The sequence below is a fragment of the Emticicia sp. 17c genome, assembly GCF_037153985.1.
Taxonomy (GTDB): Bacteria; Bacteroidota; Bacteroidia; order Cytophagales; family Spirosomataceae; genus Emticicia.
Map to the genome: position 1 here is coordinate 155,959 of NZ_JBBAYI010000006.1, position 11,944 is coordinate 167,902.

Here is an 11,944-nt window from a genome sequence, read left to right on the forward strand (position 1 = left end):
ATGAATGTATTAACCATTTGCCTGCCACGGAATCCGTTTCAGGTTAACGTTCTCGGCCTGACGAATAACCAAAGGCACTTTTTCGACTTTAACAGAGCTACTATCCAAGCCAAACCATTTGTCTTCAGATGGCGTAAAGCCTTTAATAAAGAAATATGCCTTCATAATCAGGTTTTCAAAGAATGAAAGCTGGTTATCGTAAGAAAGGAATTTTTCTAGTACTACGAAACGGAAATCGCCAATTACATTGTGTTTGTTCAACGACTCATAACGGCTTCTGATATCAACCTCTCCGCACTTCACCATATCTTCCAATACTTTTTTAAAGTAGAGGTTAATTTTATTAGGTACCCTGAATCCCAGTCGGAAATTAACCTTGTATACATCATCCGTTGCAATGGTTTTTACTTTATATTCCATTGTGTAGGGGTCGTCAAGGGTATCAACATGCACAAACCAGTACACATCGGCACGTTTTGGCCGTTTCTGAAAAATAGAGTAAATAATCTTGTTCTCAATTTCAGAAGCCCGCGAAGCATTACTCAAGAATACTAGGTGAGTGGCATATTTCGGAACCGTAATGTCAGAACTCAGTTCTTTCAACGACTCTACATATTTATCAAGTTTTTCGTATTCTGTCAAACGGGCTTTAATTTTAGAAGCACTCAGCCAGATATACATAATACAAATCATGACGGTAGCTATTAGCATCGACACCCAGCCACCATGTGTAAATTTCTGCAAGTTAGCAATCAGGAAACACGTTTCTATGAAAATGAACAGGCAGAAATATACCAGAATAAGCCACATATTTACCTTCTTGGCATACAGGTAATAACTAAAGAGGAAGGTGGTCATCATCATGGTCAGTACAATAGACAAACCATAGGCTGCTTCCATCAATGAAGATTTCTGGAAATATAAAACCACACCTACACAACCAATATAAAGCAATACATTAAGGCTTGGAACATAGATTTGTCCCTTTTGGTCTGACGGGAAATTGATTTTGATTTTAGGCCAAAGGTTCAGGCGAATAGCTTCCGAAATAAGTGTAAACACGCCTGTTAGCATAGCCTGACTGGCAATAATAGCCGCCATTGTAGCAATACCGATACCAAATGGCAGGAACCACTCGGGCATAATATCATAAAAAGGGTTACGGGTATCAATGGTTTGTCCTTTTAAGCCCATTACATACACACCTTGCCCGAAGTAATTTAAAAGCAAACATATTTTAACGAATATCCACATAATACGGATATTTGCTCTACCCACGTGCCCCATGTCCGAATAGAGGGCCTCGGCTCCGGTAGTACACAAGAAAACCGAACCTAACAAAAAGAAACCTCCAGGATGGTGCGTAAGCAACTGAATACCATACATGGGGTTAATGGCTTTCAGTACATGGAAATCTTTGATAACATTCAGAAAACCAAATACGCCCAACATTACAAACCAGATAAGCATAATAGGGCCAAAGGCTTTTCCTACAACATTAGTACCTAGTGCCTGTACTAAAAACAATACCGACAAAATAATGATAACAATAGGTACGGTCTTAATATCAGGATATATCTTTGTAAGCCCTTCGATAGCTGATGATACCGAGATAGGCGGCGTAATTACACTATCAGCCAGCATGGTACTACCCCCAACAATAGCAGGTATGGTGAGCCATTTGGCGTGGCGGCGTACAAGTGTATACAACGAGAAAATCCCGCCTTCACCCCTGTTGTCGGCTCTTAAAATAAGTACCACATATTTTAATGTCGTTTGAAGAGTGAGGGTCCAGAACACACATGATAACGCGCCAAGAATAATTTCCTCATCAACCTTTTCGGAGCCAGCAATAGCTTTTAATACGTATAAAGGAGATGTACCAATGTCGCCGAAAACAATACCTAATGCGATGAGAAGCCCAGCAGCAGAAATTTTGTCGAGATTATGGTGATGATGCCCACCATTACCGTTTAACGGTTGATTCACTTCCATATTTGGAAAAAATTAAAAAAAAGTTTGCAAATATATTGCATCAATGTGAATTCCTATAAATTTTAAATAAAAATGTTTTGTGAAACCACATTACTTTTCAAATTTGTGTATATATTTTCTAAATAATATAACAATTTTTAGGTCCGAAAAATTTTATGACCTAATAAAAACTTGACTATCAGTTATGTATAACAATATTATCTATGGTGTTTCTGACCACGTAGCTACTATCACCCTAAACCGCCCTCAGGTTTATAACGCCTTGAGTACCGACCTGATTAAAGAAATTACGAGTGCAGTCGTAGCTGCTTCGGAAGATTCACACACCAGAGCCATTGTGCTTACGGGTGTAGGCGATAAAGCCTTTTGCTCAGGAGCCGACCTGAAAGCAGGGCTCGATTCGGGCATGACCTCTCTGGGCGATTCTCTCAGAGAAAACTATAACCCTATGGTAAGGGCTATCCGCAATGCTGAAAAACCTGTGGTTTGCCGGCTTAACGGCATTGCTACGGGTGCAGGTATGTCGCTCGCATTGGCTTGTGATATAATTATTGCCAATAAAGATACCTACATGAGCGAGCTGTTTGTGGGCATTGGCCTGATGCCCGACGCGGGTTCGATGTTCTTTCTGCCACGCATAATAGGCACACAGAAAACCTTCGAGCTATGCAGCACAGGCCGCAAAATATATATGGACGAAGCCACGGCACTTGGCCTTGTTAGCAAAGCCGTTGCTTATGATGACCTTGATGCTGCCATCGCAGAACTGACAGACTTTTACAAGTCGGCTCCGACAAAATCAATAGGACTGATGAAGAAAGTACTCAACGTTTCGCTTACAAGCACGCTCGACGATGTGCTTGAACTGGAAGCTATCAGTCAGGAGGCTTTAGGTAAAACCCATGACTTTGCCGAGGGGGTAATGGCTTTTCTACAAAAGCGAAAACCAGCCTTTAAAGGTCATTAAGTATTTTCTGCTAAGCCACTTAGCTACAACCATGCACAATTGTAGTAATTATTTTTTTTGTACTTTTGCAAACTAAAACGTTAAATACCTCTGTATATGAAAAAAACTTTACTGTCTGTGATTATAATACTACCCTTAGTTTTATTTTCCTGCGAAGACGACAACATTATTCTGGACCCCAACGCAACAATCGGAACCACTAATGGCAACAATAATGGTAACAACAATGGCAACAATGGTAACGGAACAACAACAACACCCGGCACTGGCAGCAATACCAGCAGCAAATGCTATTTAAGCCAAATTAACTCAGATGGCATCTTTCAAACTACTGTAACAAAATATGTTTATAATGCCAAAAACCTTCTCGAAAGTATTGAGGACGAAGACTATAAAACAGTATTAGAATATGATGCCAATGCACGTGTAACTAAAATGACAATCAAGGCCGACAATGGCACTGAAACGCTTACTTATGAATATGATGCCAAAGGTGTTATGAAAAAAGCAAAATATCAATCTACCAATACAAACATCTCTACTCCGTTTAATGAATTTAATTTTTCAACCAACGCCAAAGGTCAAATCGACAAAGTAGAGGCAGTTTCTGATGATTTCCCTATTACTTATTACATTGAGTATGATGCCAGCGGTGCTAATATTACCAAGATATTGCTAGATGCGGGCAATTCAAAAGAGACAGTACTTGAAAACACAAAGTTTGATGATAAAAACAATGCGTATGCCTATACAGGTTTATCTAAATCTTATTTACCTCTGGTAATAACCGGTACTATGTTTGGCAGTAACCTTACTTACACTTTTAATAAAAATAATATTTTAAGTGATAGCGTTTTAGGTTTCCTTTCGGACAAAATGGAGCCTGGAACTTTCACCTACGAATATACCAATGAAGGTTTTCCTTCTAAAATAACATCGGTTCGCAAAAGTTCTGACGAAGAATTGAAAGAAGTGCAAAAATTCACTTACAACTGCAAATAATAAAAAAGCCCTTATATTGGCTACTACTTCCAATATAAGGGCTTTTCGTTACTCCTTCTCCCCTTCTGGTTCGTTTGCTAATAACTGAGCCATTTTCACAAGTTTTATAAACTCGGCACGATACCCTTCTTCATCATTTCCTTTGGCAGCTCTGGCCGTAGCAATTACATGGTTAAAGTTTGCCTTACCTTTAAATTCTGACTGGCGTAATAACAGCCCAAACTCTGCCACCGATGCCGCCATACGAAAATTGTCAGAGGTGTTTTCAAAACTGGTATGTTTATCTAAAACAACATTTTCAATTAATTTACTGGTGGTTTCATCAGGCAGTTTGTAGCGAAGTTTAATTGTTAATACCTCGTTTGTTTGTGCTGTTTCGGTTAGTTTTTTTGGCTGCTGATATTTCAGAGGGTCAGTACTTGTCAGATAATTACTTTCTGCACCAGCCGGAACAATCTCATAAATGGCCGTAACACTATGCCCCGACCCCATTTCTCCGGCATCTTTTTTATCGTTGTTAAAATCTTCATTTTTTAATTTCCGGTTCTCATAACCAATCAGACGATACGCCTTTACATACTTGGGATTAAACTCCAATTGTAGCTTTACATCTTTCGCAACAGTAAATAAAGTACCTCCAAACTCTGTAACAAATTCTTTTCGGGCTTCATTAATGTTGTCTATATACGCATAATTACCGTTGCCTTTATCGGCCAATAGCTCCAATCTGTTATCTTTATAATTACCCATACCAAAACCAAGCACACTCAAATACACACCCGACTCGCGTTTTTCTTCTATCAGACTTTTCAATTCTGATTCGCTTGATACCCCAACATTAAAATCTCCGTCCGTAGCCAGAATAACCCGATTATTTCCTCTCTTTATAAAATTTTCCAAAGCTATATCATAAGCCTTTTTAATTCCCTCTCCGCCCTGGTTTGGACGCACACCGGAAGCATGATAGCTTAATGAAATAGGTACTGATATTTTACCTTCCTCTAAAGTATACAAAGGAATATTAATTTGAGGAGTACCTGTATAAAGAGAGACAGGGATTTCTCCGAATACGCTAATTCCGGCTGCGTTCGGGCTTTGTGAGGAAATTTGTGGCCGAGGGAATTGGGCAAAGGTTTTTAGTAATAATACTGAAAATACTATTGTGAAAATGTAAGATTTCATAGTGTTTAATTATTCTTTATCAAGCTTTTGTCGTTTTAGAATTATTTAGTAAAAACCGGAAGACTTCAATGCAAGTCTGACCTGTTTACGTAGGTGTATCACAATCCAAGCTCTTTTTTATAATCTACCTCATAAATTGTAAACGGTGGTAAAGAAGTTGTTTTATGAAAAAAACCTATCTTTAACTGGGAATAATTATAACTTACACTTTTACAAAAAATATAAATGGAATCATTAAATTTTACTTCAAAAACTCCTATATCTTGCCCGATTCTTATAGCATAAGAATCCGTATTAGTTATTTTAATAAAATATTGTAAGATTTCAGGGGTTACAAATCCAGTATATAAAAGATATATATTGCCGATTTTATCCTTATCAGTTTTCAAAGATTGAGCACAATATTTTGCTAAATCTTTATAGATTTCTTCATTAAGATGTTTACTGTATTCTCCTTTTTTAGAAAAAAAAATCCTTTTTAACTCTATTAAATTTTTGAAAAAAGATTTTCCTTTCAGTTGATTATAAAATTGTTTAAGCATCATTTTAAAGAAGTATTATTTATCATATAAACTTTCAATTAATTCTTCACCACCTAATCCACATACGATTCCTGTACCAAGAATTATAGCACCTCCAACAATTGCTCCTCCAAGTGGAGTTATACCAGGAGATAACATTGCGCCAATTTTTGCAGCAGGCACCGCTGCCAATGTCATGCCTCCCCATGCTGCAGCCCAACCACCGGCAACTATTGTGGTTTCTCTAATTTTATTATCTGATTCAGCACACCCCTGCCGCTCCGGCATAGACCACAATCGAGACATAGTCTTTAGGCCGTAGTTGGTCAACCAGTAACTTGAAACCTTCTTTCAATAATGGCAATTTATTGTAGTTACTCATAGAACCAGATACATCTATCAGAAAAACCAAATTTGAAGCAGGCAAATTTTCGGTAGCAATTTTTCTGGCTTGTAAGCCTATATGCAAAAGTTTCAGGCCCTTGTTCCACGGAGAATCAGAGATTTCCGTCTGAAACCTCACGGGGTCTTTTCCTTCGGGTTGCAGATACTCATAGTCAAAATAATTAATCATTTCTTCAATCCGAACAGCATCTTTCGGAGGTAAATATCCAGTATTAATTATTCTGCGCAAATTACTGTAAGAGGCCCTGTCAACATCAATCGAAAAAGTTGTTACCGGCATTTCATTTGTTTCATGAAATATATTTTCCTCAATGGTGCTATACTCCTCAGCCTGTTCTATTCTGCCACCTGTACTGCCATATAAAGCAGGACTAGCCGCAAAATCCATGTTTACTGATAATGCTTTACCTCTTACTTTTATTTGTTCAGACTGATACTTTTTTTCCATAAGTTTAGAAACTTGAAATCTCAGACCTCTTACTTTTATTTGTTCAGACTGATACCCTGTAACAATAACTTCCTCTAGTTTCTTGGCATCTGTTTCCAGCATTACATCAAGTACATTTTTTTTTAGTGGCACAGGTACTTCCTTCGTTATGCAGCCTAAAAAACTAAATACCAATACATTGTTGCTTTTAGTAACTTTAATGCTGTATTTACCGTTAGCATCGGTCTGGGCGGCATCATTGGTACCTTTAATTTGTATCAAAACTCCGGGTAAAGGGCTATTATCGTCGGCAGCCTTTATAATACCGGTAATAGTGCGCTCATTTTCGGAGGTAAATCCAAAAAAAAGCATAAACGCCAGAAGCAATAATTTAATTTTCATAATTATCAGAACCCCAATAAGGTTTAAAAGAACATTTATGTGTTGGGGCATTGGTTAAGTCCATAAAGTCTTTTTTGTTACCTTATGGATGAAGCGCAAATAAAAATTCCATAAAATTTTAGAAAAAAGTTATTTTTGCTAAGCAAACCTCTAAGTAATAGTATAGCTAATGCAGTTTTTCAAACGTAAATCAAAACCTCAGACCGATGCTGAATACATAGCGGCATATCAGGCTAGTGGCGATTTAAACGTATTAGGTGAGCTATATAGCCGAAATATGGAAATGGTTTTTGCCGTTTGTTATAAGTACCTGCGCGACGAAGAGGAAAGTAAGGATGCCACCATGGAGATTTTTGAACAACTCGTAAACGACCTCCGCAAACATGAAGTCAGTAATTTTAAAAGCTGGTTACATAGTGTAGCACGTAATTATTGTTTGATGCAACTGCGGGCAAGAAAGGTAGAAATCGGCGGTTTACAGATTATTGAAGAAGATTTTATGGAAAATGAGGCAGATTTACATCTTAATCATGAAAAGCTCATTATTGAAGGAAATCTGGAAAAACTGGAGGGTTGTATCAAAAAGCTCGACGAAGAACAAAAAACCTGTGTTGAATTGTTTTACCTGCAAGAGAAATGTTATAAAGAAATTGCCGACCAGACAGGCTTCGATTTGAACAAAGTAAAAAGTTATATCCAGAATGGGAAGCGGAACCTGAAAATCTGCATGGAAAGAAAAAACTAATGGCAAAGAAAAAAACGACATCTTCCTCCGAAAAACATACCTTAACCGCTAACGACCTGAAAAGGTATGAAGCGGGTGAAATGACTTTTCAGGAAATGCACCAAGTAGAGAAAATACTACTTGAAGATAATTTCTATGCCGATGCTGCCGAAGGAATAACTATTTTACAACAAGAGGGCGTTTCGACCGAGAAAAACCTTTCCGACCTGCAAGCAAGGCTTAACCAGCGCATTAAGCAAAATGTGCCAGCTTCAACCCAAACATTTCGGTTTAGTAAGCTCTGGAAACCCGCCAGTATTGCGGCAGCTTTATTGCTCATTTTTGGTGGTACATACTATTTCTTCAATCATAAAAATGAAGATGCTCTCGCGGTTATAAACAATCAAGAAACAAGTACAGAAAGCACCCCAGTAACCGCAGCCAACTCATCTGCCATTGAAAAAGATAAAACAACAACTGAACAAGCTTCTGACAAAATTATTCCAGAAACCAGCAAAAGCACTGTTGTTACCACAGCAAGCAAAGCTAGCCCCAAAACTGAACTAAAAAATGCCGAACCAGCTTATATTCCAGAAAAATCGGAAGTTGCTGTAAATAATAATCTGATAAAAACAGATAAAGTAGCCGAAAACGCTGTTTCAGTTTTTCAGAAGCCTGTAATGCTTTCAGAAAAAAAAGCTAAAGCCTCCAGCCAAATCAGCGAAGAAGAAGAATTAAATACAGTAGCCAGTAATGCTTCGGGCATAGAAACGGCCGTTGTGTCTGGCATAGTCTTAGACGAAAACCATGAGCCAATGCCAAATGTAACTGTTAATATTAAAGGCCAAGCAGATGGCGTTAAAACAAATGAAGAAGGAAAGTTTTATCTGAAAAACGCACGTAAAGGTGACATAGCTGTTTTCAATTCGCTTACTTTACCTCAGATGGAAATCTATTTAAACAATAATAACTCTTTAGGCGAAATTATTTATAAAGAAGATAACATCTCTCTTTTGGCTCAGCCCAAGATTTCGGTTAGTAGCCCCAATGAGCTTATGTTCGAACACACTAACCTCAAAGCCAGACCAGAATTTGGCTGGGAGGCTTTTCAGGTCTATCTGAAAGAAAACGCCAAACGCCCGCCTAAAGCCGCACAGATGAACATCAGAGGCAGGGTAATTGTGAGTTTTACCGTTAATGCTAAAGGTGACCTATCTGACTTTATCATCATGAGAAGCCTCGGGTATGGGTGCGACGAAGAGGCTATCCGAATCATTAAAAATGGCCCTAAATGGTTTCCGGCTACTAAAGCCGACGAACCCGTTAAGAGTACACAACAGGTATTAATAAGGTTTCAGTAAGCCTTTCAATAGTGTTACCCTACCCCACAGGCTTTTTTCTTCAAACTCTTGACCAAGCGCATTTTTAACCCTATATTCACCACTTCATAATATTCACCCGTGCAGTTTACAGGCTGCTTTAAAATCTATCATACACAAAAATGGAATCTAATCGCAGAAAGTTCATCAAGGGAATTGGTGCGGCTTCGGTTTTGCTTGCCACCGATAGTTTCGCAAAACCATTTAATATTATTAAAAATATGAAGGTTAGCCCCAATGACAAGATTCGTATCGCTACTATTGGTATGGGTATTCAGGGGCATAACGATACGCGTTCGGCTCTTAAAAATGAAGGGGTCGAATTGGTTGCGGCAGCCGACCTGTATACAGGCCGCCTCACCCGTGTAAAGGAGGTTTTTGGCAAGGATATTTTCACCACCCGCGATTACAGGGAAATTCTTAACCGAAAAGATATTGACGCCGTATTAGTAGTAACTCCTGACCATTGGCATGACCGAATCACGATTGATGCACTCAATGCCGGAAAATCGGTGTACTGCGAAAAACCTATGGTGCAAAAAATTGAGCGCGGAAAAGGTGTAATTGAAGCATGGAAAAAGTCAGGCAAAACCATGCAGGTAGGAAGCCAACGTATTAGTAGCTCTGTATTTGAAGAAGCTAAAAAAATGGTACAGGCCGGAGATATCGGGCAGGTAAACTATATAGAATCGAACAATGACCGTTTTAATTCTATTGGCGCATGGAATTATTCGATTCCGACGGATGCTTCTCCTGAAACGGTTGATTGGGATACTTTCCTGCACGATGCCCCTAAACGCCCATTTGATGCTACCCGCTTTTTCCGCTGGAGGAACTACCGTGACTACGGCACAGGTGTAGCTGGCGACCTCTTTGTGCATCTCATTACGGGGGTTCATTATATTACGGGTTCTTATGGCCCTAACAGAATTGTGTCGTCAGGGGAGTTGAGTTACTGGAAAGATGGACGCGATGTGCCTGATGTGCTGGTTTCGATTCTGGATTACCCCAAGAATGAAAAACACGACCAGTTCCAGATGGTACTTCGGGTAAACTTTGCCAATGCAGGGGCTATTCGTAACAATACCCGTATTATAGGTAACGAAGGCCAGATTGATATTCTGGACAACGGCTTGGTTCTAAGCAAGAAAAAACTCCCTAAAGCTCCCGGCTATGGCGGCTACGACAGCCACTTTACTTTTGCAGAGTCGGAACAGGAAGCATTCAAGAAACAGTATGATGCCAAATACCCAGAAGCAGACCGTAAGGCTGAACCAGTAAAAGAAGTGAAATTTGACGCGCCTAAAACCGAAGACTCACACAAAAACCATTTTGCCAATTTCTTTGAAAATGTCAGAAAGGGTAGTCAGGGAACCATCGAAGACCCAGTTTTCGGCTTCCGTGCTGCCGCACCTGTGTTGGCTTGTAACGAAAGTTATTTCCAACAAAAAATCATTCACTGGGACCCCATCGAAATGAAATTAATAAAGAAGAAATAATCAGGCGAAGGAGGTGAAAACCTCCTTTTCTGTTTATCGGAAAAGGGTTATGCTTCCTTGCAGAGTTTTTTCTTTATTGTTATTATTCTTTACTGTTAACACGTAAAAATAGACACCGGGCTGCTGATTGGCCCCATCCCAAGTATCATTGAGCGAATAAAGCATTGCAACCACATACTCGCGGCGGTCCATAATTTTAAGGCTGATAAACTTTTCAGCTTGCCCTGAAAGCATCAGTTTATCATTTATTCCATCTCCATTTGGTGAAAAGACCGAGGGTACATACACTTCAATTTCGTGTTCGCAGGGTATCAGGCCATTTTTAGCACATATCGACTGAGAGGTAAACAAACTTTCGTTGCTCATGAATTGTAACTGATAGCAGTTTTCCTGATTGCAACTAATGTCTTCATCATTATAAAAAATATCCCTAACAGGAATTTTAAGGGATGTATTTTTAATCAGTGTGGTATTCCGAATAATTTCGGGGGCAGGTTTGAGCCAAGTAAGTAAATTTCCGCCGGCATTTGCTTCAAACTGAAAGTTAACATCGCATATTTCTTTTGATATAGGGTTAGTATAGCAGCTACGCTGCATCTGAATACTATAACAGGCATTTGCCGACGGGTTGTAGAATGATACTTGCTGTGTGCCTATTTTACCTTTTTGCCCTTGAAATACCTGCCCATTAGCCAGAATATTGAAGTCGTCGCCTGTTTGGTTTTCAAAAGTTAATGTATATTGGGTAGACGATAGTTTTTGAAGCTCTTTGATAACAGGCTCGTTAAAAACAGGAAATTTTATTAATACCGAGTTGCTTCCTCCACAATCATCAACCAGATACCCCCCTCTTACCTTTATTTTTTTATCCGAACGATTAGCATATTCATGAACAATGCTACCTGAGGGCAAATTAATTTTTTCAGTGGCAGAGCCATCGCCCCAATCTATATAGCAGAAATCATACTGAATTGTTCCATTTTTTCTTACGTCGCTTAGTAGCAAGCTAACGCGATTTTCGCAGATATTAGGGCTTATTTCAATTTTCGCGGTATCGAGTACAGTAATTGTAGTACAGGCTCTTAGTTCTTGCCCGTTGTCTTTCCTGAACGATACCTGCATAAGCCTGTAAGCACCCGGAGTTGTGTAGGTATGTGTTTTTTCTGTGACCAGATTTGTAGGTGGCCCACCTGTATAATTAAATATATACTGATTTCCGCTTGTATTCTCGTCTGTTTTATCGATACGAACGGTAAAAGGTACACAAGCTACTGTTTTTTGAATATACAAAGAGCCTGTACCAATGTTCGGGCCAATACACTGTTCGTTACGTATCTCTTGGCACCATGCCATTACTGACGACAACAAAACCACATAAGTGGCTTTAACAAGGTTTTTCAAAGTAGTTTTTTAATAAACTGGTTAAAACAATCGAATATTC

At 39.0% G+C, this 11,944-nt stretch carries 11 protein-coding genes; 5 read left to right on the forward strand and 6 right to left on the reverse strand.

Annotated elements, in window-relative coordinates:
- Nucleotides 1-9 precede the first annotated feature (9 nt).
- Entirely contained in the window at nucleotides 10-1,995 is a 1,986-nt protein-coding gene (locus WAA15_RS13470; RefSeq protein WP_337043299.1) for a KUP/HAK/KT family potassium transporter, read from the reverse strand.
- Between the two features lie 184 nt (nucleotides 1,996-2,179).
- Here WAA15_RS13470 and WAA15_RS13475 point away from each other — a divergent pair, with 184 nt between their 5' ends.
- Together WAA15_RS13475 and WAA15_RS13480 are read left to right on the forward strand one after the other, a co-directional pair.
- The gene (locus tag WAA15_RS13475) at nucleotides 2,180-2,962 is read left to right on the forward strand and encodes an enoyl-CoA hydratase/isomerase family protein (protein WP_337043300.1); all 783 of its coding nucleotides are present in this window, start codon (nucleotides 2,180-2,182) and stop codon (nucleotides 2,960-2,962) included.
- Nucleotides 2,963-3,058: 96 nt separating this feature from the next.
- Nucleotides 3,059-3,964 carry a hypothetical protein gene (locus WAA15_RS13480; RefSeq protein ID WP_337043301.1) on the forward strand — a complete coding sequence of 302 codons (906 nt, stop codon included), beginning with the start codon at nucleotides 3,059-3,061 and terminating at the stop codon, nucleotides 3,962-3,964.
- Between the two features lie 48 nt (nucleotides 3,965-4,012).
- Here the strand turns inward: WAA15_RS13480 and WAA15_RS13485 are convergent, their stop codons facing one another.
- The 4 genes from WAA15_RS13485 to WAA15_RS13500 form a co-directional block, all read right to left on the reverse strand.
- Nucleotides 4,013-5,146, reverse strand: a complete 1,134-nt coding sequence (locus tag WAA15_RS13485) for a vWA domain-containing protein (protein WP_337043302.1) — start codon at nucleotides 5,144-5,146, stop codon at nucleotides 4,013-4,015.
- Nucleotides 5,147-5,244: 98 nt separating this feature from the next.
- Nucleotides 5,245-5,691: a hypothetical protein gene (locus WAA15_RS13490; protein ID WP_337043303.1), complete on the reverse strand. Its 447-nt coding sequence runs from the start codon at nucleotides 5,689-5,691 to the stop codon at nucleotides 5,245-5,247.
- Between the two features lie 12 nt (nucleotides 5,692-5,703).
- Complete coding sequence (locus WAA15_RS13495) at nucleotides 5,704-5,955, reverse strand: hypothetical protein (RefSeq protein ID WP_337043304.1); 252 nt, start codon at nucleotides 5,953-5,955, stop codon at nucleotides 5,704-5,706.
- A complete protein-coding gene (locus tag WAA15_RS13500; protein WP_337043305.1) occupies nucleotides 5,930-6,901 on the reverse strand; it encodes a VWA domain-containing protein in 972 nt (323 codons plus the stop codon). The genes WAA15_RS13495 and WAA15_RS13500 overlap by 26 nt, the downstream gene beginning before the upstream one ends.
- Nucleotides 6,902-7,070: 169 nt before the next feature.
- Here WAA15_RS13500 and WAA15_RS13505 point away from each other — a divergent pair, with 169 nt between their 5' ends.
- The 3 genes from WAA15_RS13505 to WAA15_RS13515 all read left to right on the forward strand — a co-directional run bounded on the left by WAA15_RS13505 (nucleotide 7,071) and on the right by WAA15_RS13515 (nucleotide 10,503).
- The gene (locus tag WAA15_RS13505) at nucleotides 7,071-7,646 is read left to right on the forward strand and encodes an RNA polymerase sigma factor (protein WP_337043306.1); all 576 of its coding nucleotides are present in this window, start codon (nucleotides 7,071-7,073) and stop codon (nucleotides 7,644-7,646) included.
- Nucleotides 7,646-8,986, forward strand: a complete 1,341-nt coding sequence (locus WAA15_RS13510; protein WP_337043307.1) for an energy transducer TonB — start codon at nucleotides 7,646-7,648, stop codon at nucleotides 8,984-8,986. Before WAA15_RS13505 ends, WAA15_RS13510 begins: the two co-directional genes overlap by 1 nt.
- A gap of 140 nt (nucleotides 8,987-9,126) precedes the next feature.
- Nucleotides 9,127-10,503, forward strand: a complete 1,377-nt coding sequence (locus WAA15_RS13515; RefSeq protein ID WP_337043308.1) for a Gfo/Idh/MocA family protein — start codon at nucleotides 9,127-9,129, stop codon at nucleotides 10,501-10,503.
- 33 nt (nucleotides 10,504-10,536) lie between these two features.
- Here WAA15_RS13515 and WAA15_RS13520 read toward each other — a convergent pair whose 3' ends face one another.
- Nucleotides 10,537-11,904, reverse strand: a complete 1,368-nt coding sequence (locus WAA15_RS13520; protein ID WP_337043309.1) for a gliding motility-associated C-terminal domain-containing protein — start codon at nucleotides 11,902-11,904, stop codon at nucleotides 10,537-10,539.
- Between the last annotated feature and the right edge of the window lie 40 nt (nucleotides 11,905-11,944).